This is a genomic window from Pseudomonas sp. MG-9, assembly GCF_018729515.1.
GTDB lineage: Bacteria > Pseudomonadota > Gammaproteobacteria > Pseudomonadales > Pseudomonadaceae > Aquipseudomonas > Aquipseudomonas serboccidentalis.
Window position 1 is genome coordinate 411,114 of the sequence record NZ_JAHHZH010000002.1, and the last position, 26,062, is coordinate 437,175.

Annotated in this window: 25 protein-coding genes and 1 other RNA gene; 15 read left to right on the forward strand and 11 right to left on the reverse strand. The window is 61.8% G+C overall.

Annotated elements, in window-relative coordinates; all coding sequences use genetic code 11:
* Nucleotides 1-2 precede the first annotated feature (2 nt).
* On the reverse strand, nt 3-788 hold the full coding sequence (locus KKQ10_RS06535; RefSeq protein WP_064589752.1) for a transporter substrate-binding domain-containing protein: 786 nt from the start codon (nt 786-788) through the stop codon (nt 3-5).
* Nucleotides 789-1,044: 256 nt separating this feature from the next.
* Here KKQ10_RS06535 and KKQ10_RS06540 point away from each other — a divergent pair, with 256 nt between their 5' ends.
* From KKQ10_RS06540 to KKQ10_RS06570, 7 genes are all read left to right on the forward strand, one after another.
* Nucleotides 1,045-1,752, forward strand: coding sequence for a FadR/GntR family transcriptional regulator (locus KKQ10_RS06540; RefSeq protein ID WP_215500591.1), 708 nt, complete (start codon nt 1,045-1,047; stop codon nt 1,750-1,752).
* Nucleotides 1,753-1,872: 120 nt separating this feature from the next.
* On the forward strand, nt 1,873-2,202 hold the full coding sequence (trxA, locus tag KKQ10_RS06545) for a thioredoxin TrxA (RefSeq protein WP_003177349.1): 330 nt from the start codon (nt 1,873-1,875) through the stop codon (nt 2,200-2,202).
* A gap of 247 nt (nt 2,203-2,449) precedes the next feature.
* Entirely contained in the window at nt 2,450-3,709 is a 1,260-nt protein-coding gene (rho, locus tag KKQ10_RS06550) for a transcription termination factor Rho (protein ID WP_003229334.1), read from the forward strand.
* Nucleotides 3,710-3,906: 197 nt separating this feature from the next.
* A complete protein-coding gene (locus tag KKQ10_RS06555) occupies nt 3,907-5,907 on the forward strand; it encodes an acyltransferase family protein (RefSeq protein WP_215500592.1) in 2,001 nt (666 codons plus the stop codon).
* Between the two features lie 69 nt (nt 5,908-5,976).
* Entirely contained in the window at nt 5,977-7,443 is a 1,467-nt protein-coding gene (gene ubiD / locus KKQ10_RS06560; RefSeq protein ID WP_003229330.1) for a 4-hydroxy-3-polyprenylbenzoate decarboxylase, read from the forward strand.
* Entirely contained in the window at nt 7,443-8,411 is a 969-nt protein-coding gene (locus KKQ10_RS06565; RefSeq protein ID WP_127648020.1) for a CDP-6-deoxy-delta-3,4-glucoseen reductase, read from the forward strand. The genes ubiD and KKQ10_RS06565 overlap by 1 nt, the downstream gene beginning before the upstream one ends.
* A gap of 196 nt (nt 8,412-8,607) precedes the next feature.
* Complete coding sequence (locus tag KKQ10_RS06570; RefSeq protein ID WP_215500593.1) at nt 8,608-9,276, forward strand: gamma-glutamylcyclotransferase; 669 nt, start codon at nt 8,608-8,610, stop codon at nt 9,274-9,276.
* Here KKQ10_RS06570 and glpT read toward each other — a convergent pair.
* Nucleotides 9,252-10,601 carry a glycerol-3-phosphate transporter gene (gene glpT, locus KKQ10_RS06575; protein WP_215500594.1) on the reverse strand — a complete coding sequence of 450 codons (1,350 nt, stop codon included), beginning with the start codon at nt 10,599-10,601 and terminating at the stop codon, nt 9,252-9,254. The genes KKQ10_RS06570 and glpT overlap by 25 nt on opposite strands.
* A 226-nt stretch (nt 10,602-10,827) precedes the next feature.
* Between glpT and KKQ10_RS06580 the strand changes: the two genes are divergently transcribed.
* Entirely contained in the window at nt 10,828-11,457 is a 630-nt protein-coding gene (locus KKQ10_RS06580; protein WP_215500595.1) for a flagellar basal body-associated protein FliL, read from the forward strand.
* A gap of 14 nt (nt 11,458-11,471) precedes the next feature.
* Here the strand turns inward: KKQ10_RS06580 and KKQ10_RS06585 are convergent, their stop codons facing one another.
* The gene (locus tag KKQ10_RS06585; RefSeq protein WP_215500596.1) at nt 11,472-12,449 is read right to left on the reverse strand and encodes an NADPH:quinone oxidoreductase family protein; all 978 of its coding nucleotides are present in this window, start codon (nt 12,447-12,449) and stop codon (nt 11,472-11,474) included.
* A gap of 150 nt (nt 12,450-12,599) precedes the next feature.
* On the opposite strand from KKQ10_RS06585, the gene KKQ10_RS06590 reads away from it, so the two are divergent.
* Complete coding sequence (locus KKQ10_RS06590; protein WP_025113295.1) at nt 12,600-13,007, forward strand: flagellar basal body-associated protein FliL; 408 nt, start codon at nt 12,600-12,602, stop codon at nt 13,005-13,007.
* Nucleotides 13,008-13,023: 16 nt separating this feature from the next.
* Here the strand turns inward: KKQ10_RS06590 and KKQ10_RS06595 are convergent, their stop codons facing one another.
* The 4 genes from KKQ10_RS06595 to KKQ10_RS06610 form a co-directional block, all read right to left on the reverse strand.
* Complete coding sequence (locus KKQ10_RS06595; RefSeq protein WP_215500597.1) at nt 13,024-14,142, reverse strand: ABC transporter permease; 1,119 nt, start codon at nt 14,140-14,142, stop codon at nt 13,024-13,026.
* Nucleotides 14,142-16,865 (reverse strand): ribosome-associated ATPase/putative transporter RbbA, encoded by a 2,724-nt coding sequence (gene rbbA, locus KKQ10_RS06600; RefSeq protein ID WP_215500598.1) that lies wholly within the window; start codon nt 16,863-16,865, stop codon nt 14,142-14,144. Before rbbA ends, KKQ10_RS06595 begins: the two co-directional genes overlap by 1 nt.
* Complete coding sequence (locus tag KKQ10_RS06605) at nt 16,862-17,827, reverse strand: HlyD family secretion protein (RefSeq protein WP_127648014.1); 966 nt, start codon at nt 17,825-17,827, stop codon at nt 16,862-16,864. Before KKQ10_RS06605 ends, rbbA begins: the two co-directional genes overlap by 4 nt.
* Nucleotides 17,828-17,949: 122 nt before the next feature.
* A complete protein-coding gene (locus KKQ10_RS06610) occupies nt 17,950-18,399 on the reverse strand; it encodes an EVE domain-containing protein (protein ID WP_215500599.1) in 450 nt (149 codons plus the stop codon).
* A 197-nt stretch (nt 18,400-18,596) separates the two neighbouring features.
* Between KKQ10_RS06610 and KKQ10_RS06615 the strand changes: the two genes are divergently transcribed.
* Nucleotides 18,597-18,752 carry a hypothetical protein gene (locus tag KKQ10_RS06615; RefSeq protein ID WP_003229308.1) on the forward strand — a complete coding sequence of 52 codons (156 nt, stop codon included), beginning with the start codon at nt 18,597-18,599 and terminating at the stop codon, nt 18,750-18,752.
* Between the two features lie 35 nt (nt 18,753-18,787).
* Here KKQ10_RS06615 and KKQ10_RS06620 read toward each other — a convergent pair whose 3' ends face one another.
* The 4 genes from KKQ10_RS06620 to KKQ10_RS06635 form a co-directional block, all read right to left on the reverse strand.
* Nucleotides 18,788-19,393: a 5-formyltetrahydrofolate cyclo-ligase gene (locus KKQ10_RS06620; RefSeq protein ID WP_127648012.1), complete on the reverse strand. Its 606-nt coding sequence runs from the start codon at nt 19,391-19,393 to the stop codon at nt 18,788-18,790.
* A gap of 81 nt (nt 19,394-19,474) precedes the next feature.
* Nucleotides 19,475-19,653, reverse strand: a non-coding RNA gene (gene ssrS / locus KKQ10_RS06625) — 6S RNA.
* A 30-nt stretch (nt 19,654-19,683) separates the two neighbouring features.
* Entirely contained in the window at nt 19,684-20,001 is a 318-nt protein-coding gene (locus KKQ10_RS06630) for a cell division protein ZapA (RefSeq protein WP_008055229.1), read from the reverse strand.
* Nucleotides 19,998-20,207, reverse strand: coding sequence for a TIGR02449 family protein (locus tag KKQ10_RS06635; protein WP_025112001.1), 210 nt, complete (start codon nt 20,205-20,207; stop codon nt 19,998-20,000). Before KKQ10_RS06635 ends, KKQ10_RS06630 begins: the two co-directional genes overlap by 4 nt.
* Before the next feature lie 125 nt (nt 20,208-20,332).
* Here KKQ10_RS06635 and KKQ10_RS06640 point away from each other — a divergent pair, with 125 nt between their 5' ends.
* From KKQ10_RS06640 to KKQ10_RS06660, 5 genes are all read left to right on the forward strand, one after another.
* Nucleotides 20,333-20,893 (forward strand): YecA/YgfB family protein, encoded by a 561-nt coding sequence (locus KKQ10_RS06640; RefSeq protein ID WP_127648011.1) that lies wholly within the window; start codon nt 20,333-20,335, stop codon nt 20,891-20,893.
* A gap of 27 nt (nt 20,894-20,920) precedes the next feature.
* Nucleotides 20,921-22,255 carry a Xaa-Pro aminopeptidase gene (gene pepP, locus KKQ10_RS06645; RefSeq protein WP_127648010.1) on the forward strand — a complete coding sequence of 445 codons (1,335 nt, stop codon included), beginning with the start codon at nt 20,921-20,923 and terminating at the stop codon, nt 22,253-22,255.
* Nucleotides 22,252-23,439: a 2-octaprenyl-6-methoxyphenyl hydroxylase gene (gene ubiH / locus KKQ10_RS06650; RefSeq protein ID WP_127648009.1), complete on the forward strand. Its 1,188-nt coding sequence runs from the start codon at nt 22,252-22,254 to the stop codon at nt 23,437-23,439. Before pepP ends, ubiH begins: the two co-directional genes overlap by 4 nt.
* A 109-nt stretch (nt 23,440-23,548) precedes the next feature.
* Entirely contained in the window at nt 23,549-24,766 is a 1,218-nt protein-coding gene (locus KKQ10_RS06655; protein ID WP_215500769.1) for a 2-octaprenyl-3-methyl-6-methoxy-1,4-benzoquinol hydroxylase, read from the forward strand.
* A gap of 265 nt (nt 24,767-25,031) precedes the next feature.
* On the forward strand, nt 25,032-26,036 hold the full coding sequence (locus KKQ10_RS06660) for an extracellular solute-binding protein (RefSeq protein WP_215500600.1): 1,005 nt from the start codon (nt 25,032-25,034) through the stop codon (nt 26,034-26,036).
* The last annotated feature ends 26 nt before the right edge of the window (nt 26,037-26,062 follow it).

Consider the following 26,062-nt stretch of genomic DNA (forward strand, 5'->3'; position numbering starts at 1 on the left):
GATCAGAGATCGGCCGGCAGCGGCTCTTTAAGCCAGGTCTGCGAGTTTTTCTCCAGCGCGCCGTCAGCCTTGGCGGTGGCGAGGATCTCGTTGACCTTACCCAGCAGCGCCGGCTCGTTCTTGTTCACGCCGACATAGACTGGTGAATCCTTGAGCTTCACTTTCAGCGCCGGCACGCGTTTCGGGTTCTTCTCGCTGATTGCGACCATTACCACGTTGCCGCTGGCGATGAGGTCGACCTGGCCTGCGAGGTAGGCCGCGATGGTCGAGTTGTTGTCTTCGAAGCGCTTGATGGTCACGCCTTCGGGGGCGACCTTGGTCAGCTCAATGTCTTCGATGGCGCCACGGGTGACGCTGATGGTTTTGCCCTTGAGGTCGTCGAGCGTGGCGATCGCCGCATCCGGCGGGCCGAACACGGCGAGGTAGAACGGCGCGTAGGCGTGGGAAAAGTCGATGACTTTCTCGCGCTCCGGGTTCTTGCCGAGGCTGGAGATCACCAGATCGACCTTGCCGGTGGTGAGAAACGGGATGCGGTTGGTGCTGTTGACCGGGGTCAGTTCGAGTTTGACCTTGAGCTGTTCGGCCAGCAGTTTCGCCGTGTCAATGTCCAGCCCACGGGGTTTCATGTCCGGGCCGACCGAGCCGAACGGCGGGAAGTCCTGGGGCACGGCGACTTTCAGCGTGCCGCGTTTGACCACGTCGTCCAGACCGTCGGCGTGAGCCGGGATCTGGCTGAGCAACAGGCTGGAAAACAGAGCGGCGAGGAGGGCTCGGTAACGCAGGGTCATGGCAAATCTCCGGATCGGCGGGAAGTGATTTCTGCAAGCGGACAGAGCACGGGCCATGCCAACATCGCGCCAAATGCCCCGCAAGCCGCGGATTCTGCGTGTTCGTTCGGTCTTACTGGTCTGAACAGTCAGGTTGTTTTTCGCACCCCGATAGCGCATTGCGGCAGGACGCCGAACCCCGCTGGGGCACGACTTGCCGGATCCGGCGAATAGCTTTACAACTAGCCGCACCTTGGCCTGGCTCGTCTGAAAAACCATGAACTCGATCTCTCGCGCCGTACCTGAAGTGGCGCTGCAAGCGATTCGCAAACTGATCACCGAGCAGGGTTTCGGTGCGGGCGATGCGTTGCCCTCGCAACGGGATCTGGCCGTGCAGTTGGGGGTCAGTCGGGCGTCGTTGCGTGAGGCGCTGTCGTCGCTCAGTGCGCTGGGCGTGGTCAGCATCCAGCCGGGCAAAGGGGTGTTCGTGCAGGCTCCTGTGGAGATTGCGCACGGTGAAAATGCGCCGGGCTGGCCGTTTGCGGCGCAGGCCTCGCCGCTGGACATCTTTCAGCTGCGCTATGCCCTGGAAGGGTTTGCGGCCGGTTTGGCGGCAGTCACCTTGAGCACGTTCGATCTGGATGCGCTGGAGGACAACGTCGCGGCGATGCGCGAGCAGTTGAAGGCCGGCGATTTCGAGGCGGCGGCGAAACTCGACTTCGAATTCCACCGGCGCATTCTGCTGGCCAGCGGCAATCAGGCGATGCTCAGCATCCTCACCGCCAGCGCCGAGATCTTTCTGGAAAGCCAGAAGCTACCGTTCATCCGCGCCGAACGGGCGATGGAAACCTGGCAGGAACACCGCAAGATCCTCCGTGCCCTGGCCCGCCGGGCGTCCGCCGCCGCCCAGAAAGCCATGCAGGAGCACGTGCGCAACGCGGCACTGCGTACCGGGATCGCCTTCATCGCCCCCGCCACGGCGTGACTTGAGCTATACCCAGACTCATGGGCCGCCATAGCAAGACTCAATCAACTGCGGCTTCCTGAACAAGGGAAGGGCGGATATGATGGGCCACGTTTTTTTGCTTACAACCTGGAGAATTCCATGAGCAGCGATCTGATCAAACACGTTAGCGACGCCAGCTTCGAAGCCGACGTACTCAAGGCCGAAGGCGCTGTACTGGTCGACTACTGGGCTGAATGGTGCGGCCCTTGCAAAATGATCGCTCCGGTTCTGGACGAGATTGCCGAGACCTACAAAGGCAAGCTGACCATTGCCAAACTGAACATCGACGAGAACCAGGAAACTCCGGCCAAGCACGGCGTGCGTGGTATCCCGACGCTGATGCTGTTCAAGAACGGCAACGTTGAAGCGACCAAAGTCGGCGCCCTGTCGAAGTCGCAACTGGCGGCTTTCCTCGACGCCAACATCTAAGCGTCGCTGTAAAACGCCGAAAAAAAGCCTCGCAAATTGCGGGGCTTTTTGCGTATTCAGGGCTAGACGCTCCGAAACTCAGGTGGTACATTCGGCCCCGCACTGGTTTCTCCACTGCCCCCTGCTAGCCGTCGCCGACGCACTCCTTTTCGAACAAGTTCGCGATCCTGTCGCCTTCTCCGCGGCGCGGCCTCATTAAGCCAAAAGCTTAATTTCCCCCCTCCATAAATGATTACGTCATTCCTATATGAATCTGACTGAACTCAAGCAAAAGCCGATTACCGAACTGCTCGAATTGGCCGAACAGATGGGCATAGAAAATATGGCCCGTTCGCGCAAGCAGGACGTGATTTTCTCCCTGCTGAAAAAGCACGCGAAAAGCGGCGAGGAAATCTCCGGTGATGGCGTGCTGGAGATTCTCCAGGACGGCTTCGGCTTCCTGCGCTCCGCTGACGCTTCCTACCTCGCCGGCCCGGACGATATCTACGTCTCGCCGAGCCAGATCCGCCGTTTCAACTTGCGCACCGGTGACACCATCGTTGGCAAGATCCGACCGCCGAAGGAAGGCGAGCGTTACTTCGCCCTGCTCAAGGTCGACACGATCAACTTCGATCGTCCGGAGAACGCGAAGAACAAGATTCTCTTCGAGAACCTGACACCGCTGTTCCCAACCGTGCGCATGAAGATGGAAGCCGGTAACGGTTCCACCGAAGACTTGACCGGTCGTGTGATCGACCTGTGCGCACCGATCGGCAAAGGCCAGCGTGGTCTGATCGTTGCACCGCCGAAAGCCGGTAAAACGATCATGCTGCAGAACATCGCCGCGAACATCGCCCGTAACAACCCTGAAGTTCACCTGATCGTGCTGTTGATCGACGAACGTCCGGAAGAAGTGACCGAAATGCAGCGCACCGTGCGCGGCGAAGTGGTTGCCTCGACTTTCGACGAGCCGCCGACCCGCCACGTGCAGGTTGCCGAAATGGTGATCGAGAAGGCCAAGCGCCTGGTCGAACACAAGAAGGACGTGGTGATCCTGCTCGACTCCATCACCCGTCTGGCCCGTGCCTACAACACTGTGATCCCGAGCTCCGGCAAGGTGCTGACCGGTGGTGTCGATGCTCACGCCCTGGAGAAGCCGAAGCGTTTCTTCGGCGCCGCGCGCAACATCGAAGAAGGCGGCTCGCTGACCATTATCGCCACCGCGCTGGTTGAAACCGGCTCGAAGATGGACGAAGTGATCTACGAAGAGTTCAAGGGTACCGGCAACATGGAACTGCCTCTGGATCGCAAGATCGCCGAGAAGCGCGTGTTCCCGGCCATCAACATCAACCGTTCCGGCACCCGCCGCGAAGAGTTGCTGACCGCCGACGACGAACTGCAGCGCATGTGGATTCTGCGCAAGCTGCTGCACCCGATGGACGAAGTGGCGGCCATCGAGTTCCTGGTCGACAAGCTGAAAACGACCAAGACCAACGACGAGTTCTTCCTGTCGATGAAGCGCAAGTAACATCGCCGGTTGAACCGACAAAAATGGCGTCCCTCGCGGGGCGCCATTTTTTTGTCTGAATTTTGTCCGGATTATGGGAGGTTCGTGATCTGGTAAGGTCTGTGCCTGGGCAAAACAACAAGCAACATGGGTGAGCGTCTCTGCGTCAGAGGCTCGGCCTGTATAAAAACAACCACCTGATTGGCATTAAAGATTTTATGAGCACACTCGCTTATCGAAGGGATATCGACGGCCTGCGCGCAGTCGCAGTGATCGCCGTGGTGCTGTTCCACTTTGGCGTTCCGGGGTTTACCGGCGGTTTTGTCGGCGTGGACGTGTTCTTCGTGATCTCCGGCTACCTCATCACCTCGATCATCTGGAACCAGCGTCAGGCGGGGCGTTTCAGTTTCGTCGAGTTCTGGGCGCGGCGTGCGCGGCGGATTCTGCCGGCACTGTTTGCGATGATCATCGCGGTACTGGCGGTGGGCTGGTTCCTGCTGGCACCCAAGGATTATGAAGAGCTGGGGCGCTCGGTGCGCTATCAGGTGACGTTCGTCTCGAACATCCTGTTCATGCGCCAGGACGGCTACTTCGACGTCGCCTCGGACCTCAAACCGCTGCTGCACACCTGGTCGCTGGCAGTGGAGGAACAGTTCTACATCGTTTTCCCGCTGCTGCTGACGTTGCTCTCGAGCCGGTTGAAACACTGGCGGCTGACGCTGTTCGGCGTGCTGCTGGTGTCGTTCGGGCTGAGTGTGTGGGCGATCAATCATCACCCGGAAAAAGCCTTCTTCCTGCTGCCAATGCGCGCCTGGGAGTTGCTGGCCGGCGCCATGCTGGCGATTGCGCCGAAACACGCCTGGCGCTTGAAACCGCTGGCCGCCCAGGCCTTGAGCCTGCTGGGCATGGGGCTGATTCTGCTGGCGGTATTCGTCTACGACAAGTCGACGCCGTTCCCGGGGGCCACCGCGTTGTTGCCGGTGCTGGGCGTGGTGCTGTTGATTCTGGCCAACGGTCATCGTGAAACCGTGATTGGTCAATTGTTGAGCAGCCGGGTGATGGTCGGCCTCGGTCTGATTTCCTATTCCTGGTACCTATGGCACTGGCCGGTGTTCGTGTTTTCCAGCTACGCCAGTGTCGATGAGCCGGGCGCGCTCGACACGGCTGGCTTGATCCTGCTGACGCTGGTGCTCGGTTATCTGTCGTGGAAATTCATCGAAACCCCGTTCCGTGAGCGGCGTTTGCTGGCCGGGCGTCGTCAGGTATTGCTGGCAGGTTTTTGCGGCATTCTGGTGCTCGGTCTGGCCGGGCAATCCCTGCGCTGGACCGATGGCCTGCCATGGCGCCTGTCCGAGCAGGCACTGCAATACGCCAAGGGCCGCGAGTGGCGGCCGGAGCTGATGGCGTGTCTGGCGGACGACAAGACCCCGGACGACAAGCTGTTCTGCCATTACGGCGTGACGGATCTGCCGACCCGGGCGATGGTCTGGGGTGACAGTCACGCCACCGCGCTGATCCCGGTGTTCGATGACGGTGCCAGAGCCCATGGCGTCAGTGTGATCCTGGCCAGCTCTCCCGGCTGTATTCCGGTCGATGGACTGGAGCATGACGGTGTTTGTGCGCGCTTCAACAAGCGGGTCGAGCAGGGGTTGAAGGCGCAATCCGTCAGCGATGTGGTGCTGGTCGCGCGTTGGAGCCTGTACCTGTACGGCGACGCCAAAGGCGATCTGGGTCACGTCTTGAGAACACCTGATGGCCGTTACGACCGCGCCGACGCCGAACGACGTCTGGCTGAAGGCCTGCATGCCCGGGTGGTGCAATTGCGTGCCGGCGGCCATCGCGTGTGGTTGGTCAAAGAGGCGCCGTTGCAAGCCTTCAGTCCGCCGTATCGGCTGACGCGTCTGGCGATGCTCGATCGCCCGGTGGATGACGTCGGGCTGGACGTCGAGGCGCACCACAAGCGTCAGGTGTTCATCAGTCAGTTGTTCGCGCAGCTGGCACAGGATGATCCGGCGGTGCGGGTGGTCGATCCGGCGCCGCGGCTGTGTGATGACAAGGGCCTGTGTCACGCTGAACTCGGCGGTTATTCGCTATACACCGATGACAATCACTTGTCCGAAGTCGGTGCGCGCTTTGTCGCGCCGATCCTCGAGCCGCTGTTTATCGGCCTGCAAGCCCGGGAAAACCTTGGAAAAGCGCAGACGAATGCAGCCAAGTAAGCAGCGACAGGCTGCCACAGGCCAGCATAGCAGGTAGGATGTACGCCTATTTTGAGGGTGCCATCGTCAATGAAATTCAAGGATCTTCGGGATTTCGTGCAGCAGCTTGAGCAGCGCGGAGAGTTGAAACGCATCCAGATTCCCGTCTCGCCGGTGCTGGAGATGACCGAGGTGTGCGATCGCACACTGCGGGCCAAGGGCCCGGCGCTGCTGTTCGAAAAACCGACCGGCTACGATATTCCGGTGCTCGGCAACCTGTTCGGCACCCCCGAGCGGGTCGCCATGGGCATGGGCGCCGAGTCGGTCAGTGAACTGCGCGAGATCGGCAAGCTGCTGGCCTTCCTCAAGGAGCCGGAGCCGCCGAAGGGCTTGAAGGACGCGTGGTCGAAACTGCCGATCTTCCGCAAGATCATCTCGATGGCGCCGAAAGTCGTCAAAGACGCGGTGTGCCAGGAAGTGGTCATCGAAGGCGACGATGTCGACCTGGCGATGCTGCCGGTGCAGACCTGCTGGCCCGGCGACGTCGGCCCGCTGATCACCTGGGGCCTGACCGTCACCAAAGGCCCGAACAAGGATCGCCAGAACCTCGGCATCTACCGTCAGCAAGTGATCGGCCGCAACAAGGTGATCATGCGCTGGCTCAGCCACCGTGGCGGCGCTCTCGATTTCCGCGAATGGTGCGAGAAGCACCCGGGCCAGCCGTTCCCGGTGTCTGTAGCATTGGGCGCGGACCCGGCGACCATCCTCGGTGCCGTGACCCCAGTGCCGGACAGCCTTTCCGAATACGCTTTCGCCGGTCTGCTGCGCGGTAACCGCACCGAACTGGTCAAGTGCCGCGGCAACGACCTGCAAGTGCCAGCCACCGCCGAGATCATTCTCGAAGGCGTGATCCACCCGGGCGAGATGGCCGACGAAGGCCCGTACGGCGACCACACCGGCTACTACAACGAAGTCGACAGCTTCCCGGTGTTTACCGTCGAGCGCATCACCCACCGGATCAAACCGATCTACCACAGCACCTACACCGGCCGGCCGCCGGATGAGCCGGCGATCCTTGGCGTGGCACTGAACGAAGTGTTCGTGCCGATCCTGCAGAAGCAGTTCCCGGAGATCACCGACTTCTACCTGCCACCGGAAGGCTGCTCGTACCGCATGGCCGTGGTGACGATGAAGAAGTCGTATCCGGGGCACGCCAAGCGCGTGATGCTCGGCGTCTGGTCGTTTTTGCGACAGTTCATGTACACCAAGTTCGTTATCGTCACTGACGACGATATCAACGCCCGGGACTGGAACGACGTGATCTGGGCCATCACCACGCGCATGGACCCCAAGCGCGACACGGTGATGATCGACAACACGCCGATCGACTACCTCGACTTTGCCTCGCCGGTCTCCGGCCTGGGGTCGAAAATGGGCCTGGATGCCACCCACAAGTGGCCGGGCGAAACCACTCGCGAGTGGGGCCGCGTAATCGTCAAGGACGACGCCGTCACCCAGCGGATCGATGCCATCTGGAATCAGTTAGGAATAGATTGATGCGTGTAACCCTGCAGCCCTCCGGAGCGGTGCTTGAGATACGGCCCGGCGAGCGGATTCTCGATGGCGCGCGGCGCCTGGGCTACGACTGCCCGCAAAGCTGTCGCAACGGCAATTGCCATGTGTGTGCGGCGCTGCTGGTGGAAGGCCGGGTCGAGCAGGCCGGCAAGGTGCATGACCACGGCGAGTTCTACACTTGCATAGCCGAGCCGCTGGAAGACTGCATCCTGCTGTGGGATGGCGTGCTCGCGCTGGGAGAACTGCCGGTGCGCAGCCTGTCGTGTCAGGTCATCGAATGCCGGGATGTCGGCGGCGACACCTGGCGCGTGCGCCTGCGGGCGCCGGCCGGCAAGCCGCCGCGCTATCACGCCGGGCAGTATCTGATGATCGAGCGTGAGAACGGCGAGAAGTCGGCGTTCTCCATGGCCTCGGCGCCGCACGGCGGGCGTGATCTGGAAATCCACGTACTGGCGCGCGAAGCCAGTGCGCTGAGCCTGATCGAACAGCTGCAACGCAACGCAATGGTGCGTGTTGAGCTGCCATTTGGCGATACGCATCTGGCCGAACTGCCTGACGGACCGCTGGTACTGATTGCCGCCGGTACCGGCATGGGTCAGATACACAGCCTGATCGAGCACTGCCGCGCCACCGGCTTCAAGCATCCGGTGCATCTGTACTGGGGCGTGCGTCGTCCGGAAGACTTCTACGAAATCGAGCATTGGGATGAGTGGCTGAAGCTGCCCAATCTGTTCCTGCACAAAGTGGTCAGCGACCAGTGCGGTTGGGAAGGGCGCTGCGGCATGCTGCACGAAGCGGTGTGTGAGGATTTCCCCGATCTGAAACCGCTGCACGTCTATGCCAGCGGCTCGCCGGCCATGGTCTACGGCACGCTGGACGCGCTGGTCGAGGCGGGAATGGATGCTCATCAAATGCGCGCAGATGTGTTCGCTTACGCGCCGCGGTCGTAATTCTTTATAACTCTCCATATAGCCGATCGGTATTTATGTAATTGCATAAATATCGGTAGGTTATATATGCATCAGGCAATTAATTGACAACTGTGCCATGGCACTCAAATTGCCTTAAAACATATGTGCCTTATTGTTACAGCGGTGCGTTCTATAAAGTAATTCTTCACCCGCGGGGAGCTGAACGCTATTCGCCATGAGCGCCATTGAAAACGCTTTTCTGAACCTGGCTTACCCTCCGCGGCTCGATCTTGGGCCGCAGCTGACGCACGAACAACTTCTCGCTTCCATGCAATCGACCATGGCGCGCCACAAGGGCGGGCCGGTGTGGCTGTTCGCCTACGGTTCGCTGATCTGGCGTCCGGAGTGTTCGGCGGTGGAGCGGGTGCGCGGGCGAGTCCACGGCTACCATCGCGGCCTGTATTTGTGGTCGCACGAGCATCGCGGGACGCCGGAAATGCCCGGGCTGGTGTTTGGTCTGGATCGTGGCGGTTCGTGCAGCGGCTTCGCCTATCGGCTGCCGGAAGAGAATCTCGACAGTGCGCTGTACGCGCTGTGGAAACGCGAAATGCCGTTCCCGTCCTATCGCCCACACTGGCTCAACTGCCGGCTCGAAGATGGCAGTCAGGTTCAGGCGTTAGGGTTTGTTTTGGAGCGACACCTGCCCAGCTATGCCGGCAACTTGCCGGATCATGTGCTGAGACAGGTGTTCGAAAGCGCTTGCGGGCGCTACGGTACGACTCGCGATTATGTCGAGCAGACCGCCCACGCCCTGCGCAGCCACGCCATGCCAGACCGGAATCTGGAGGCGCGGCTCAAGCGCTGTCAGGCAAAGGCCGATCAGGCGACGGCTTCGCGGCTCTGACTGGCGACTTGCTTGTGCCATAGCGTCGGGGCCAGGAAGGCCATCGACAGCAGGCAAGCGCCCACCAGCAGCACAAAACCACTGTCCCAGCCAAAGTGGTCAACGGTGTAGCCCATCGCCGCACTCGCCGCGACCGAACCACCCAAGTAACCGAACAGACCGGTGAAGCCTGCTGCCGTACCGGCGGCTTTCTTCGGTGCCAGCTCCAGCGCCTGCAGACCGATCAGCATCACCGGGCCGTAGATCAGGAAGCCGATCGAGAACAGCGCGATCATGTCCACGGTCGGGTTGCCGGCCGGGTTCAGCCAGTACACCAGTGTCGCGACGGTCACCAGCGCCATGAACACCATGCCGGTCAGGCCACGGTTGCCACGGAAGATCTTGTCCGACATCCAGCCGCATAGCAGCGTGCCCGGAATACCCGCCCACTCGTAGAAGAAATAGGCCCACGAGGTTTTATCCACGGTGAAGCCCTTGGCTTCCTTGAGATAGGTCGGCGCCCAGTCCAGTACGCCGTAGCGCAGCAGGTAGACGAAGACGTTGGCCATGGCGATGTACCAGAGCATTTTGTTACGCAGCACGTATTTGACGAAGATTTCCTTGGCGCTGAATTCGTCTTCGTGGCTGGCGTCGTAGCCTTCCGGGTAATCGTTCTTGTACTTCTCGATCGGCGGCAGGCCGACCGATTGCGGGGTGTCGCGCATGGTGATGAAGGCAAACACCGCCACGCCCAGCGCCACCGCTGCCGGCACGTAGAACGCCGCGTGCCAGTCGTTGAACAGGCCCATGCCGATCAGGAACAGCGGACCGATCAGACCGCCGCCGACGTTATGCGCCACGTTCCACACCGACACCACGCCGCCACGTTCCTTCTGCGACCACCAGTGCACCATGGTGCGTCCGCTTGGTGGCCAGCCCATGCCCTGAGCCCAGCCGTTGATGAACAGCAGGATGAACATCATGGTCACGCTGGATGTCGCCCAGGGCGCGAAACCGAAAATGAACATCACTCCGGCCGAGACCAGCAGGCCGAACGGCAGGAAGTAGCGCGGGTTGGAACGGTCGGACACCAGGCCCATGAGGAACTTGGAAAGACCGTAGGCAATCGCGATGGCCGACATCGCCAGGCCCAGATCGCCACGGCTGTAGCCTTCGTCGATCAGGTACGGCATGGCCAGGGAGAAGTTTTTGCGCAGCAGGTAGTAACCCGCATAACCAAAGAAGATACCGGCGAAGATCTGCCAGCGCAGACGTCGGTAAGTGCTGTCTATTTTTTCTTCAGGCAATGGAGCCTGATGTGCGGCAGGTCGAAAGAAAGCAAACATTCAAGAGCTCCAGATTTCTTGTTTTGACTGCGGATGCGAATGTTACAGTTTCGTTACCGAAAATAGCACCGGTTCGCATCGGCAAAACAGCGGAAAATGTTGGAAGTCGCATGTTCCTTTACGAACCTGTCGCTCAGCTGTAAGAACAGGGCGTTTTCACCACTTTTGAACATGGGGTGGCTTAGACTCGCGGCCCGTTCAGCCGATTGATCAGCAGAGATAGGAAATGCCACTGAAGGTTCGCAGATTGTTGCCGAGGTTTTTGGTGGCGGCGGGGCTCGCCGTGGTCATGCTGGGCTTGATTGTCGTCGACCATCCCGGCCATTCCGGGCTGCGCAACACGACCGTGCTGATCATTCGGCACGCGGAAAAACCGACTGAGGGATCGGTGCTCAATGCCCGAGGCGAACAGCGAGCGGCGGCCTACGTCGACTATTTCAACCCGCTGAAACTCGACGGCCAGACCCTTACCCCCCAGCGCTTGATCGCTGCCGGCGACACCCCGGAGAGTTCGCGCTCGCGCCTGACCCTGACCCCGCTGGCCCAGCGTCTGGACCTTGCGATTGAGCAGCCTTACGTCAATGGCGATCTTCATCAACTGGTCAAACTGTTGCGCAAGAGCAATCAGGCGCAAACGGTGCTGATCGCCTGGCACCACGGGCACATCAACAAACTGATCAAAGCCTTTGGCGGCGACGCCACAGCCCTGATGGGGCAGGAAAAGTGGCCGGATGACGTCTTCGACTGGCTGATTGTCTTGCGCTTCGATGACAAGGGTCGGCTGATTCCGTCTCGCAGCCTGAAAGTGCAGGAACATCTGTTGCCGGGCGACGCGGCGCCATCGCCCGGCGGCTGAGGCAAGTCGCGACTTCAGCGCACCTGCACCACCACCTTGCCCACTGCCTTGCGCTGCCCCAGATCATTGATCGCCTGCGCCGCATGGCTCAGCGGATACACCTGTGACACCAGTGGCTTCAGTTTGCCTTCGGCAAACCAGCCGAACAGTTGCTGGAAGTTCGCTGCGTTGTCCTGCGGCTGGCGCTGGGCGAAGGAGCCCCAGAACACGCCGAGTACCGCTGCGCCTTTGAGCAGGGCGAGGTTGACCGGCAGTTCGGGGATGCGCCCGCTGGCGAAACCGACCACCAGCAAGCGGCCGTTCCAGGCGATGGCGCGGATGGCCTGGTCAAACAGATCGCCACCCACCGGGTCGTAGATCACGTCGGCGCCCTGGCCGTCGGTGAGGCGTTTGATTTCGTCCTTGAGGCTGGTTTCGCTGTAGTTGATCAGTTCGTCGGCGCCGGCAGCCTTGGCCACGGCGAGTTTCTCCGCGCTGCTGGCGGCGGCGATGACCCGGGCGCCCATGGCCTTGCCGATTTCCACCGCCGCCAGGCCGACGCCACCGGAAGCGCCGAGCACCAGCAAGGTTTCGCCCGGTTGCAGGTTGGCCCGCTGTTTAAGGGCGTGCATTGAGGTGCCGTAGGTCATGCTGAACGCGGCGGCGGTGTTGAAATCCATCGATGGCGGGATCGGCAGGACGTTGTAGCCCGGCACCGCGACCTGCTCGGCAAAGCTGCCCCAACCGGTCAGGGCCATGACCCGGTCGCCGACCTTCAGGTGGCTGACCTTTTCGCCCACGGCGCTAACCACGCCGGCCGCTTCGCCCCCCGGGGAAAACGGGAAGGGCGGCTTGAACTGGTATTTGCCCTCGATGATCAGCGTGTCCGGGAAGTTGACCCCGGCGGCGTGCACCTCCAGCAGGATTTCGTTCTTCTTCAGGGCAGGACTGGCGACGTCTTCCAGCACCAGCGATTCGGCGGGGCCGAAGGCTTTGCACAGCACGGCTTTCATCAGGGCTATTCCTTTGGGAGTGATGGCCGATAAGTGTAGGTGTGTCAGTCAACGGGTCAACGAGCATGCCCGGCCCTGATAGTCAGCCATAAGCTTGTGCTTGCGCGGCGGGTCGTTATGCTAGGCCGCAAACCGGATAAGGAGCGAATTGTGAAAGCGTGGATCATGTTGTTGCTGGCCCTGTCTCTGCCTGTGGCAGCGCTGGCCGAAGAAGCCAAAGAAGGCGAGGCGCCGAAGGTCAACTACATCACCCTGAGCCCGCCGTTCGTGGGCAACTACGGGCTGGACGGCACGCCAAAGCTGAAGGTCTACAAGGCCGATGTGGCGCTGCGCGTGACCGGGGACGAGGCGACCAAACTGGTCAAGGCCAACGAGCCGCTGATCCGCAACCAACTGGTGGCGCTGTTCACCCAGCAGACCGCCGAGGCGATGAGCAGCATCGAAGGCAAGGAAAAGCTGCGTCAGGAAGCCCTGAAGCAGACCCAGCAAGTAATGAATGACGAAACCGGCAAGCCGGTGGTTGAAGACTTGCTGTTCAACAACCTGATCATTCAGTAAGCACGCTGGCCGCTGTTCAGGACGCCAGGCTTTTGCGAAAGCGCGCCAGGGCGATGAGGAAGAACAGCAGGCCGATGGCCGTCAGCGCCAGCAAGTCCGGCCAGACCACGCTCAGCCCGGCGTCGCGGAACAGAATCGCGGCGCTGAGGCTGACAAAGTGCGTGGATGGCGAGCCCTGCATGACCCACTGCAGCCATTGCGGCATGCTGTCCAACGGTGTGCTGCCGCCAGACAGCAGCAACATCGGGATGATCACTGGAATCGCCAGCAGGCCGAACTGTGGCGTCGAGCGCGCCAGTGTCGCCAGAAAAATCCCCAGCGCGGTACTGGCAAACAGATAAACCGCAGTCACCAGCAAAAACAGGCTCATCGAGCCGGCCAGCGGCACCCCCAGCAGGCCTTTGACCACCACCTCCAGCGACAGCCAGGTGCACAGCACCACCACCAGCAGGTTGCTCCAGATTTTTGCCAGCATGATTTCCAGCGCCGTCAGCGGCAGCACCAGTAAATGGTCGAGCGTGCCGTGTTCGCGTTCGCGCAGCAACGCCGTGCCCGTGAGGATGATCGCCAGAATGGTGATGTTGTTGACGATCTGAATCACCGCCAGAAACCAGCCACCTTCCAGATTAGTGTTGAACAGCGCGCGGGTGGTCAGTTGAATCGGTGCCTGGGTCGCGGCATCGCTTTGGCCGCCATAGGCCTGCAATTCGCGCTGGAAGATCCGGCCGATGTAGCCGGCGCCCATGAACGCCTGGCTCATGGCGGTGGCGTCGACGTTGACCTGAATGGCCGGTTGCCGTGCCGCCAGCAGATCGGTTTGAAAGCCTGCCGGAATGTTGATCACGAAGGTGTATTGGCCGCTGTCCATCACCTGATCCAGTTGCGGGTAGGGCAGCAGCACCGGTGTCTGGAACTCCGGCGGTTGCAGGGCCTGGGCCAACTGGCGCGAGAGGGCGCTGTGGTCTTCGTCGACGATCGCCACGCTGGCGTTGTGCACGCCGATCACCGAGCCGGCGGCAGGCATGTAGATCGCCACGGTGAAGGCGTAGAACAGAAACAGCAGCAACACGCTGTCGTGGCGCAGGCTGGTCAGTTCCTTGAGTCCCAGGCGCAGGATGTGCGCGAACTTGTGCATCAGGCCTCCTGCTTTTTCAGCATGACCAGGCTCAGCCCGGTGAACCCGACAAAGAACCCGAACAGCGCCAGGCACTGCGGCCACAGTTGCCGCAAGTCCAGCGCTTTGGTGAACGTACCCACCGCAATGTCGAGGAAGTGCCCCGCCGGAAACAGCATGCCCATCACCGCAGCGGCACCTTCCAGCGAAGAGCGCGGCACGATCAGCCCGGAGAACTGGATGGTCGGCAGGCTGGTGATGATCATCGTGCCGAGGATCGCGGCAATTTGCGTGCGGGTGAACGCCGAGATCAGCAGACCCATGCTGGTGGTCGCCAGCACGTACAGCAGGCCGCCGAATGCCAGCGTCAGCAGGCTGCCCTTGAACGGCACACCGAACAGCCAGCGGTTCATCGCCACCAGCACTGCGAGATTGACCAGGCTGACCAGCAGGTACGGCGCCTGCTTGCCCAGCAGAAACTCCAGGCGGGTCAGGGGCGTGGCGTAGAAGTTGGTGATCGACCCCAGCTCCTTTTCGCGCACGATGCCGAGTGCGGTCAGCATCGCCGGAATGAACGCCAGAATCAGCGCCATGACCCCGGGGCCGATGGCGTTGACGCTGACCACATCCTGGTTGTAGCGAAAGCGGGTTTCCAGGCTGGCGCTCGCCTGATGGTTCACGGCGGGGCTGCTCTGCTCAACCAACTGTTGCAGGTTGGCCAAGTGCACGGCTTCGACATAATTGCGGCTGGTTTCGGCGCGAAACGGCATGCCGCCATCCAGCCATGCCGCCACCGCAGGCTGACGCCCGGCGTACAGGTCGCGGCCGAATCCGGGCGGGATTTCCAGCGCGAGTTTGATTTCCGAGCGTTGCAGGCGGCGGTGCAGCTCTTGAGCGTCGTGGATGGCCGGCCGTTCATCGAAGTAGCGCGAGCCGCGAAAGGCTTCCAGATAGGTTCGGCTCTGCGGTGTCTGGTCCTGGTCGTACACGGCGAACGCGAGGTTCTCCACGTCCAGGGAAATCCCGTAGCCGAAAATCACCATCATGAAAATCGCCCCCGCCAGCGCGAACGCCATGCGCACCTTGTCACGCAGCAGCTCCTTGCCTTCGCGACTGGCCACCGCCAGCAGGCGACCGAAGCTGAAACCGCGCTGCTGGAGCGGCGGCGTGGCGGTCGTTGGCGCGGTCGGCGATTCACTGGCAGGCGGCGATTGCGCAGTGCCCTGAGCCTGTTCCAGGCACGTCACGAAAGCGGCTTCCAGCGTTGCTCCAGCGAACTGACGTTGCAGCGCTGCCGGGGTGTCGCACGCCAGGACTTTGCCGGCGTGCATCAGCGAGATGCGGTCGCAGCGCTGGGCTTCGTTCATGAAGTGGGTGGAGAGAAAAATCGTCACGCCTTGCTCGCGGGACAGTTCGATCAACAGCCGCCAGAAATCATCGCGGGCTGCCGGGTCGACGCCGGACGTCGGCTCGTCGAGGATCAGCACTTCCGGGCGGTGCAACACCGCCACCGCCAGCGACAGGCGTTGACGCAGCCCGAGAGGCAGGGCACCGGACGGCTGATCAGCGACGCTGAGCAGGTTGAAGCGTTGAATCAATGCATCGATGCGTTGCGCGCTCTCGGCTTTGGGCAAGTCGAACAGCCGGGCGTGCAGCTCAAGGTTCTGCCGCACGCTGAGCTCGCCATACAGCGAAAAACTCTGGGACATGAAGCCGACCCGCTTGCGCGTGGCCAGATCCTTGGCGTCTACCGGGTTGCCGAGCAGCGTCGCGCTGCCCTCGCTGGCCGGCATCAGCCCGGTCAGGACTTTCATGGTGGTGGTCTTGCCGCAGCCGTTGGAGCCGAGAAAACCGAAAATTTCGCCGCGTCCGATGGCGAAGCTGACGTGATCCACCGCAGTGAAGTCGCCGAAACGCAGCGTCAGGTCGTGGGCCTCGATGGCGATGTCAGTGGTGCCGCCGCTACGTGGCGGAATCACCAGCGGCTGGGCGTCATGCTGGTGGTCACCCTGGAAATGGGTAAAGGCCTCGTCGAGTTTGCCACTCGGGGTGACGGTTGCCAGTTCACGGCTCAGGCCGGTGGCAATCAATTTGCCGTTGTCGAGCATCAGGCAATGCTCGAACTGTTCGGCTTCCTCCATATAAGCGGTGGCGACCAGCAGGGTCAGTTGCGGGCGCTGGCGCCGCACGTCGTCGACCAGCTCCCAGAAACGCCGGCGTGAGAGCGGGTCGACGCCGGTGGTTGGCTCATCGAGGATCAACAGATCCGGCTCATGGATCAGCGCGCAGCACAGCCCGAGTTTCTGTTTCATGCCGCCGGACAACTTGCCGGCGGGGCGCTCGGCGAACTTCAGCAGATCGGTGGCGAGCAGCAGATTGTGCATGCGTTGTTCGCTGTCGGCCTTCGACAGGCCGAACAGCGTGGCGAAGAACTGAATGTTTTCGCGGATCGACAGCTCGGGATACAGGTTGCCGCCCAATCCCTGGGGCATGAAGGCGATGCGCGCATACAGCGTGTCGCGGTGACGGCGCTGCTGGATCGGCCCGCCGAGGACGTCCAGTTGCCCCTGCTGCAAGGCCTTAACCCCGGCGATCAGCCCCAGCAGGCTGGACTTGCCCGCGCCATCGGGGCCGATCAGCCCGCAACGGGTACCGGCGGGCAGGCTGAAGGTGATATCGCTCAGCGCTGGCTGTTTGCCGTAGCGGTGCGCGATAGCGTTCGCCTGAACCGCGAGGCTGTTCATTGCAAGTTGGCCGGCCAGACAATCGGCGCGGTGCGCACATAACCGGCGCCGGGCATGCCGGGTTTGGCCTGCGGGACGGCGCTGGGTTGGGTCAGGCGTAACTTGACGCGGAACACCAGCTTTTGCCGCTCGTCGCGGGTCTCGACTTCTTTGGGGGTGAACTGCGATTTGCCGGCGACGAAACTGATCTTCGCCGGCAAGGGCTTGTCGGGCAGGGCATCGAGCAGCACCCGGGCTTCATCGCCCACCGCCAGGCGTCCGGCCACGGAGGCGGAAAGGTAGAGGTTCATGTACTGATCGTTGGGATCGATCAGCAGTAACACCCGTCCGCCGGCCCCCAGCACTTCGCCGGGTTCGGCCATGCGCAACTGGATCACCCCGTCAATCGGTGCGCGCAACTGGCTGTCGTCGATCTCACTGGTCAGTTGCGCGACCTGGGCCTGTGCCGCACCAATCGCCGCACTGACGGCAGATACCTGGGCGCGGGCCGCCGTTACGGCAGCGTTGCCGGTGCCAATGCGCGACTGCAACTGATCGATGGTCTGGGCGCTGACGTAACCGTGCTTGAACAGCGATTGCGAACGCCCGAGCTCTTGCTGGGCCAGCAGCAGTTCACTCTGGCGCAATTGCACATTGGCCTGGGCAGCATTGAGGTTTTCCCGGGCGCGCAAGACTTCGGCTTCGGCCTGAGTGCGCTGGGCTTCGAGCGTGCGGGTGTCCATGCGGGCGAGCAGTTGGCCCTTGTTGACCTTGTCGCCTTCATCCACCCGTACCTCGGCCAGACGTCCGGGTGTCTTGCTGGCGATCTGTACTTCGGTGGCTTCCAGCCGCCCGTTGCCCATCGACAGTCCTTCGACCAGACGGCTGCTGATCGACAGCCAGTAACCGAATCCGCCGGCGGCGGCGAGTAACACCAAAAGCGAACCGGCATATAAAAGTGAAGAGCGGCTGTGCGTCGACATGGGGGCATCCTGCGGCTGTGGCGTCCAGTCTGACGGTTCAAGCGTTCGAGTCGCTTGATGTCAATCAAATGAGCGCCAAGCCTAGCCCCTTTTTCGGGTAAAAAACCGTGACCGGGGAGTTCTCAGCGCAAGCCGAGCACGGCGGCCCACTGTTCGGCCGTCACGGGCATCACCGACAGGCGACTGCCTTTTTGCACCAGCGGCATTTCGGCCAGCGCGGTCTGCTGTTTCAGGTAATCGAGCTTCAGGACCCGGGCAAATGTCTCGATGTGCGCAACATCGATCGCGCTCCAGGGGTTTTTCTCTGGTGTGGCCTTGGGGTCGAAATAATGGCTCTGCGGCTCGAGTGCGGTGGGATCCGGGTACGCCGCCTGGCTAATTCTGCCGATTCCGGCAATCCCCGGCTCCGGGCAGCTGGAATGGTAGAAAAAGAACTCATCCCCCACCGCCATCGCGCGCAGGAAGTTGCGTGCCTGATAGTTGCGAACCCCGTCCCAGCGCGCTGAGCCGAGCTTCTCCAGACCTTTGATCGAGAGTTCGTCGGGCTCGGATTTCATCAGCCAATAGGCCATGTCGTTTGCTCCTCAAGCGGTCATTGGGCAGGTTGTCGGGCAATTTTATGACAAACCGACGGTCGGTTGACGTCAGCATTTGCGCCCGGGTTCACGTTGTCGCAAAATGCCGGCCTTTAAAGCTTGACGCTGCTGCACGGCCTACGAACGGAAACCGCTGCTGTCATCGTGATGATGTGCCTTGAGGGGGGCAATCGATGAAACGCAAACCGGATTTGCTATGGACTTTGGTTATTTTGTTCGGCCTGGGCGTCGTGACCACCGGTTATGCGCAAAGTCTGTGGACAAGCAAAACCGATGCTCCGGTTGAAGTCGCGCAACAGGTCCAACAGTCGACAGCCTTCAAACGCTGAAACTGCCTCCCCGACGCCGCTGATCTGCGCGGCGTCTAGTCTGCGAAATACCACGCCTTGTCTGTCACCGTGCCCTGCAACGGTACATCCCAGCTTGCCTGCGCCAGGCGTTCGACCTTCTGACATTCATGGGCCAGCCCCAGCAGCGTCGGCTTGCGCCAGTTTTTGCGCCGGGCCAGGTACGCCAGGCTGCGGTCGTAGAAACCGCCACCCATCCCCAGGCGTCCGCCGACGTCGTCAAACCCCACCAATGGCAACAACACCAGATCCAGCGTCCAGATCCTGCGTTGATGGGCCAGGTTGGCGCGTGGTTCGAGAATGCGGAAGCGATTGGGCTTGAGCTTGTCGCCGGGGCGAATGCGCTGGAACACCATTTTGGTTCGCGGCCAGGCACTGAGCACCGGCAGGTAGGTGGCCTTGCCGCGCCGCTGGGCTTCGCGCAGCAGCAGGCGCGGATCGATTTCACCGTCGGTGGGTAGATACAGAGAGATGTGTCGAGCCCGGCGGAAGTGCGGGTCTTGCGCCAGTTGGCGGAACAGGCCTTTGGCGGCCTGGCGTTGCTCACTCGGCGTCAGCGCACGGCGCGCCTTGCGCAGCAGGCGGCGGAGTTGCGGGCGGGGCAGCAGCGCAGGTTCGGTCATGGTTCGGCTTCGGCAGTTGAGGGCGAAAACGCACGCATAAAAAATCCGATGCCGGCAAAAAACCGGTATCGGATTCGAATCAGGCTCCCCGGATGAACCGCTGTCAACTTAGCCCTTGAACCCGAAAGTTCAAGGTGGAGGATGCAGTAGACTTTAAGGCTTTCCGTCTGGCGGACATGCACACCAGCCCAACGTGCAACCTCCAGGGTAGTGCAAATCGGCTCAGGGACATCGTCAACTGGCAAGCACCCCAGGGAGTGCCGCGAGTATACCTCAAGCGGCCTGGCGAATCAGCCCTTGGTGACGTCCGGATCGGTGGCCAGCACCAGATCGACACGATCGAGCAAGTCGCGCACCTGTTCACGGGTCGAGCCGCTGGCCTGGATATCCGGGCGCTCTTCTTTGTGCAAGAGGTCGTGGGTGATGTTCAGCGCGGCCATCACGGCGATACGGTCGGCACCGATGACTTTGCCGCTGCTGCGGATCTCGCGCATCTTGCCGTCCAGGTAGCGTGCGGCACTGACCAGATTGCTGCGTTCTTCCTGCGGGCAGATGATCGAATATTCTTTGTCGAGGATCTGCACGGTAACGCTATTGCTTGAACTCATGAGTCTTGCTCCAGGGCCTTGAGGCGCGAAATCATCGATTCGACCTTACGCCGGGCGATTTCGTTTTTTTCAATGAGGTGAGCGCGTTCCTCGCGCCAGGTCTTTTCCTGAGCTAGTAAGAGTGCGTTTTGACTCTTAAGTTGCTCCACTCGACTAATCAGCAGTTCGAGTCTGGCCATCAGCGCTTGCAGGTCGGTGTCTTCCATTGTGTCCACGTGTTCGTCTGATGGGTGGTAGCTGGCGGACAGCCTTTAATAGTCTTGGCGAGTCTGTCGATGTAGGATACAAGGCCTTCATTCTAGACATAGCGCCGTCTGGCGCCTAGCTGCCCATGACCATTGCGAATTCCCCGTACCAAGCCTTTGCCACCCTGCTGACTGCCAGCGGCCACAACGTCTCGCCTGCCGAACTGCATGGCGTCCTGCTCGGCCGCAGCTGCGCCGGCGCCGGCTTCGATAACGAAGGCTGGCTGATCGACGCCGCCGAACTGCTCGAAGGCGACATCCAGGACAACGTCCGCAACGCCCTGATCGGTCTGCAAGAGATGGTCAAAGGCGAGCTGACCGGCGACGACGTCACCGTCGTTCTGCTGCTGCCGACCGATGATGCACCACTGGCTGACCGCGCCGCTGCACTGGGCCAATGGTGCCAGGGCTTCCTCAGCGGTTTCGGCCTGAACTGCCGTGACAGCAGCATGCTCAGCACTGAAGCCACCGAAGTGCTGCAGGATCTCGCAGCGATCTCCCAGGTGCAAGATGCTCTGGAAGAATCCGATGACGGCGAATCCGACTACATGGAAGTCATGGAGTACCTGCGCGTTGCGCCGCTGCTGCTGTTCTCGGAAACCAGAAAAGCCGACGTGCCGCCAGCCGCCAAGCCGTCGCTGCATTAATCGCGTGCCAGGGAAAGCCATCTGCCCATGACCCATATCCCCAAAGCGGAATACAGCCGTCGCCGCAAGGCCCTGATGGCGCAGATGGAACCCAACAGCATCGCGATCCTGCCCGCCGCCGCGGTAGCGATCCGCAACCGCGACGTCGAGCACGTCTACCGTCAGGACAGCGACTTCCAGTACCTCAGCGGATTCCCCGAGCCGCAAGCCGTCATTGTCTTGATGCCGGGTCGCGAGCACGGCGAGTACGTGTTGTTCTGCCGTGAGCGTAACGCCGAACGCGAGTTGTGGGACGGCCTGCGCGCAGGGCAGGAAGGTGCGATCCGTGACTACGGCGCTGACGACGCATTCCCGATTACCGACATCGACGACATTCTGCCGGGCCTGATCGAAGGCCGCGACCGGGTGTATTCGGCGATGGGCAGCAACCCTGAATTCGATCGCCACCTGATGGACTGGATCAACGTGATCCGCTCCAAGGCGCACCTCGGCGCCCAGCCACCGAACGAATTCGTTGCCCTGGATCACCTGCTGCACGACATGCGCCTGTATAAATCGGCGGCAGAAGTGAAGGTGATGCGCGAAGCCGCGCGGATATCCGCTCAGGCGCATATCCGGGCGATGCAGGCCAGTCGGCCGGGACTGTACGAATACAGTCTCGAAGCCGAGCTCGATTACGAATTCCGCAAGGGCGGGGCGAAGATGCCGGCCTACGGATCGATCGTCGCTGCCGGGCGCAACAGCTGCATCCTGCATTACCAGCAGAATGACGCGCTGCTCAAGGATGGCGATCTGGTGTTGATCGACGCCGGTTGCGAAATCGACTGCTACGCCAGCGATATCACCCGCACCTGGCCGGTCAACGGCAAGTTTTCCGCCGAGCAGAAAGCGATTTACGAGTTAGTGCTGGCCTCGCAGGAAGCCGCGTTTGCCGAAATCGCCCCGAACAAAAACTGGAATCAGGCGCACGAAGCCACGGTCAGGGTCATTACCACCGGCCTGGTCAAGCTCGGAATACTGCAAGGCGAGGTTGACGAGCTGATCGCGTCTGAAGCCTATAAAGCGTTTTACATGCACCGTGCCGGCCACTGGCTGGGCATGGATGTACACGACGTCGGCGAATACAAGGTCGGCGGCGAATGGCGCGTGCTGGAGGTCGGCATGGCGCTGACCGTGGAGCCGGGCATCTACATTGCCCCGGACAACCAGAACGTAGCGAAGAAATGGCGCGGCATTGGCGTGCGCATCGAGGATGACGTGGTAGTGACCAAGACCGGTTGTGAAATCCTGACCCGCGGGGTACCGAAAACCGTCGCCGAGATCGAAGCGTTGATGGCGCAAGCACGGACACACGCGGCATGAGTCGAGTCAATCTGGCAATCATCGGTGGCGGCCTGGTCGGCGCCAGTCTGGCGTTGGCCCTGCAGGCCGGGGCCAAGGCCCGCGGCTGGAAAATCATCCTGATCGAACCGTTCGCTCCCGGTGATAGCTGGCAGCCGAGCTACGACGCCCGTTCGTCGGCGCTGTCCTTCGGTTCGCGGCAGATCTATCAGCGGTTGGGCGTGTGGCAGGAAATTTCCCGTCGCGCCGAGCCGATCAAACAGATCCACGTGTCCGACCGTGGCCGCTTCTCCACCGCCCGTCTGTCGGCGATGGAAGAGGGCGTGCCGGCGCTCGGCTACGTGGTGGAAAACGCCTGGCTCGGCCAGTGCCTGTGGCAGCACCTGGATAAAGACGTGATCAGCTGGCGTTGCCCGGCGGAAGTCACGCGCATGGAGCCGCTATCCGACGGTTATCGCCTGACCCTCAACGATGAAACCACCGTTGAGTGTGATCTGGCGGTGCTCGCCGATGGCGGCCGTTCCGGTCTGCGCGAGCAACTGGGCATCAACGTGCGCAAGCGTCCGTACAACCAGAGCGCGCTGATCGCCAACATCACCCCGAGCGAAGCGCATAACGGCATGGCCTTCGAGCGCTTCACCGACGAAGGGCCGATGGCGCTGCTGCCATTGCCGGAGAATCGCTGCGCGCTGGTCTGGACCCGCCTGGGCATGGACGCACAGCGTTTGGCAGACTTGAGCGAACGCGATTTCCTCAGCGAGTTGCAGGGCGTGTTCGGCTACCGTCTGGGCACTTTGAAACAGGTCGGTGCGCGGCATCTGTACCCGCTGTCGCTGGTCGAGGCCGAGGAGCAAGTGCGCTCGCATCTGGCCGTGCTCGGCAACGCCGCACACAGCCTGCACCCGATTGCCGGGCAGGGTTTCAACCTGTCCCTGCGCGACGCCGATGCCCTGGCCGCTGCGTTGCTCGCCAGTGACAAGCCACTGGGCGACTTCGCCACGTTGCAGGCCTATCGCGAGCGTCAGCGTCTGGACCAGGATCTCACCGTGGGCTTCTCCGATCAGGTCACGCGGCTGTTCGGCAGCACCCAGCCGCTGGTCTCGCTGGGCCGCAACATCGGCTTGCTCGGCCTTGATCTGTTGCCGCCGGCTAAACGCTGGTTCGCCCGTCAGGCCATGGGGCTGGGGACGCGGCCGGATGCTTGAGCGGCGGGCCGGCACTTTCACTTTCAGGAGCGCACCGCAAACTGGTGCGCTCGGTAAAACCCTTTACGGGCGGCGCACGCCGCCAGCGAGACAGGCTTAAAGCATGGAAATGCGCGCAGATCTGCTGATTGTCGGAGCCGGAATGGTCGGCAGCGCCCTGGCGCTGGCGTTGCAGGACAGCGGCCTGGAAGTGCTGCTGCTCGATGGCAGCCCGCTGAGTGTCAAACCGTTCGATGTCGACGCGCCGTTCGAGCCGCGAGTCAGCGCCTTGTCGGCGGCCAGCCAGCGGATTCTCGAACGCCTCGGCGTGTGGGACGGCATCGCCAGACGCCGCAGCAGTCCCTACACCGACATGCATGTGTGGGATGGCAGCGGCACCGGTCAGATCCATTTCTCGGCGAGCAGTGTGCACGCCGATGTGCTGGGGCATATCGTCGAAAACCGCGTGGTTCAGGATGCCTTGCTCGATCGTTTGCACGACTGCGATCTGGGCATGCTGGCCAATGCGCGACTGGAGCAAATGCGCCGCTCCGGCGATGACTGGCTGCTGACGCTGGCCGATGGTCGTCAGTTGCGTGCGCCACTGGTGATTGCCGCGGACGGCGCCAACTCGGCGGTGCGCCGCCTGACCGGTGTCGCGACCCGCGAGTGGGATTACCTGCACCACGCCATCGTCACCAGTGTGCGCAGCAGCAAGCCGCATCGGATGACGGCGTGGCAACGCTTCACCGATCACGGACCGTTGGCGTTCCTGCCACTGGAACGTGACGAGCAGCAGGACTGGTGCTCGATCGTCTGGTCGACCACCCCGAGTGAAGCCGAACGCCTGATGGCGCTGGATGAAGCGACGTTCTGCCGTGAGCTGGAGCGTGCGTTCGAAGGCTGTCTGGGCGACGTCATCAGTGCCGATCCACGGCTGTGCGTGCCGCTGCGTCAACGGCATGCCAAGCGCTACGTGGCCGAAGGGCTGGCATTGATCGGCGATGCGGCACACACCATTCACCCGTTGGCCGGACAGGGCGTGAACCTCGGCTTCCTCGATGCGGCGGTGCTGGCTGAAGTGCTGCTGCAGGCGGCAGAACGCGGCGAACGGCTGGCGGACGTGAAGGTGCTGAGCCGCTATGAGCGTCGGCGCATGCCGCACAACCTGGCGCTGATGGCGGCGATGGAGGGCTTCGAGCGGCTGTTCCAGGCCGACCCGCTGCCGGTGCGCTGGTTGCGCAATGCCGGGTTGAAGCTGGTGGAGCAGATGCCGGAGGCCAAGGCGCTGTTTGTGCGTGAGGCGCTGGGGTTGACCGGGGATCTGCCGGCGCTCGCCAAGCCCTGAGATCTTCATTGAGGCTGATGGCCCCTTCGCGAGCAAGCCCGCTCCCACATTGGAATGCGTTTCCCTGTAGGAGCTGCCGAAGGCTGCGATCTCTTGATTTTTTGTAATCGGAAGCAAGATCAAAAGATCGCAGCCTTCGGCAGCTCCTACAGGGTGTGTGGCGCACCATGCAACATCTGGTAACTCCTTGGAAAAGTGATCGATTGAGAACCTAAATGTGAGTCCTTATCATTTGGCCCACATTTTCCGACCGAGAGATCACTCCATGTTGGCACCCAAGCGTCTCCTGACCGCACTGGCCCTGACCCTGATCGGCAGCACCACCGCCCAGGCCGCCGACGAGGTGGTGGTCTACTCCTCGCGTATCGATGAACTGATCAAACCGGTGTTCGACGCCTACACCGCAAAAACCGGGGTGAAGATCAAGTTCATCACCGACAAGGAAGCGCCGCTGATGCAGCGCATCAAGGCCGAGGGCGAAAACGCGACTGCCGACCTGCTGCTCACCGTCGATGCCGGCAACCTCTGGCAGGCCGAGCAGATGGGCATCCTGCAGCCGTTCACCTCGAAGACCATCGACAGCAACATTCCCGCGCAATACCGCTCCTCGACCCACGCCTGGACCGGCCTGAGCCTGCGTGCGCGGACCATCGCCTATTCCACCGAACGGGTGAAACCGGGCGAGTTGACCACCTACGAGGCGCTGGCCGACAAGAATTGGGAAGGGCGCCTGTGCCTGCGCACGGCGAAGAAGGTCTACAACCAGTCGCTGACCGCGACCATGATCGAAGTGCATGGCGCCGAGACGACCGAGAAAATCCTCAAGGGCTGGGTCAACAACCTGTCCACCGACGTGTTCTCCGACGACGTTGCAGTGCTGGAGGCGATCAATGCCGGCCAGTGCGATGTCGGCATCGTCAACACCTACTACTACGGTCGCCTGCACAAGCAGAAGCCGGACCTGCCGGTGAAATTGTTCTGGCCGAATCAGGCCGATCGCGGCGTACACGTGAACCTGTCGGGCATCGGCCTGACCAAACACGCCCCTCACCCGCAAGCCGCCAAGGCACTGGTCGAGTGGATGACCACGCCTGAGGCGCAGAAGATCTTCGCCGACGTGAACCAGGAATTCCCGGCCAACCCGGCGGTGAAACCTTCCGAGGAAGTGGCTGCGTGGGGCACGTTCGTGGCCGACACCTTGCCGGTGGAAGTGGCGGGCAAGCGTCAGGCCGAAGCCATTCGGATGATGGATCGGGTGGGCTGGAACTGAGGCTGCTGCTGTAGAGAGCAAAAGAT

Excerpts from the sequence above, each read along its gene's own strand:
- KKQ10_RS06595 (WP_215500597.1), bottom strand. The coding sequence starts at position 14,142 with ATGCACAAGTTCGCGCACATCCTGCGCCTGGGACTCAAGGAACTGACC.
- KKQ10_RS06610 (WP_215500599.1), bottom strand. The coding sequence starts at position 18,399 with ATGGCCTATTGGCTGATGAAATCCGAGCCCGACGAACTCTCGATCAAA.
- ubiD (WP_003229330.1), top strand. The coding sequence starts at position 5,977 with ATGAAATTCAAGGATCTTCGGGATTTCGTGCAGCAGCTTGAGCAGCGC.
- KKQ10_RS06570 (WP_215500593.1), top strand. The coding sequence starts at position 8,608 with ATGAGCGCCATTGAAAACGCTTTTCTGAACCTGGCTTACCCTCCGCGG.
- KKQ10_RS06585 (WP_215500596.1), bottom strand. The coding sequence starts at position 12,449 with ATGAAAGCCGTGCTGTGCAAAGCCTTCGGCCCCGCCGAATCGCTGGTG.
- KKQ10_RS06620 (WP_127648012.1), bottom strand. The coding sequence starts at position 19,393 with ATGACCGAACCTGCGCTGCTGCCCCGCCCGCAACTCCGCCGCCTGCTG.
- KKQ10_RS06660 (WP_215500600.1), top strand. The coding sequence starts at position 25,032 with ATGTTGGCACCCAAGCGTCTCCTGACCGCACTGGCCCTGACCCTGATC.
- glpT (WP_215500594.1), bottom strand. The coding sequence starts at position 10,601 with ATGTTTGCTTTCTTTCGACCTGCCGCACATCAGGCTCCATTGCCTGAA.
- KKQ10_RS06540 (WP_215500591.1), top strand. The coding sequence starts at position 1,045 with ATGAACTCGATCTCTCGCGCCGTACCTGAAGTGGCGCTGCAAGCGATT.
- KKQ10_RS06535 (WP_064589752.1), bottom strand. The coding sequence starts at position 788 with ATGACCCTGCGTTACCGAGCCCTCCTCGCCGCTCTGTTTTCCAGCCTG.
- pepP (WP_127648010.1), top strand. The coding sequence starts at position 20,921 with ATGACCCATATCCCCAAAGCGGAATACAGCCGTCGCCGCAAGGCCCTG.
- KKQ10_RS06555 (WP_215500592.1), top strand. The coding sequence starts at position 3,907 with ATGAGCACACTCGCTTATCGAAGGGATATCGACGGCCTGCGCGCAGTC.
- KKQ10_RS06635 (WP_025112001.1), bottom strand. The coding sequence starts at position 20,207 with ATGGAAGACACCGACCTGCAAGCGCTGATGGCCAGACTCGAACTGCTG.
- trxA (WP_003177349.1), top strand. The coding sequence starts at position 1,873 with ATGAGCAGCGATCTGATCAAACACGTTAGCGACGCCAGCTTCGAAGCC.
- rho (WP_003229334.1), top strand. The coding sequence starts at position 2,450 with ATGAATCTGACTGAACTCAAGCAAAAGCCGATTACCGAACTGCTCGAA.
- KKQ10_RS06630 (WP_008055229.1), bottom strand. The coding sequence starts at position 20,001 with ATGAGTTCAAGCAATAGCGTTACCGTGCAGATCCTCGACAAAGAATAT.
- KKQ10_RS06655 (WP_215500769.1), top strand. The coding sequence starts at position 23,549 with ATGCGCGCAGATCTGCTGATTGTCGGAGCCGGAATGGTCGGCAGCGCC.
- KKQ10_RS06640 (WP_127648011.1), top strand. The coding sequence starts at position 20,333 with ATGACCATTGCGAATTCCCCGTACCAAGCCTTTGCCACCCTGCTGACT.
- KKQ10_RS06565 (WP_127648020.1), top strand. The coding sequence starts at position 7,443 with ATGCGTGTAACCCTGCAGCCCTCCGGAGCGGTGCTTGAGATACGGCCC.
- KKQ10_RS06615 (WP_003229308.1), top strand. The coding sequence starts at position 18,597 with ATGAAACGCAAACCGGATTTGCTATGGACTTTGGTTATTTTGTTCGGC.
- KKQ10_RS06605 (WP_127648014.1), bottom strand. The coding sequence starts at position 17,827 with ATGTCGACGCACAGCCGCTCTTCACTTTTATATGCCGGTTCGCTTTTG.
- KKQ10_RS06580 (WP_215500595.1), top strand. The coding sequence starts at position 10,828 with ATGCCACTGAAGGTTCGCAGATTGTTGCCGAGGTTTTTGGTGGCGGCG.
- rbbA (WP_215500598.1), bottom strand. The coding sequence starts at position 16,865 with ATGAACAGCCTCGCGGTTCAGGCGAACGCTATCGCGCACCGCTACGGC.
- ubiH (WP_127648009.1), top strand. The coding sequence starts at position 22,252 with ATGAGTCGAGTCAATCTGGCAATCATCGGTGGCGGCCTGGTCGGCGCC.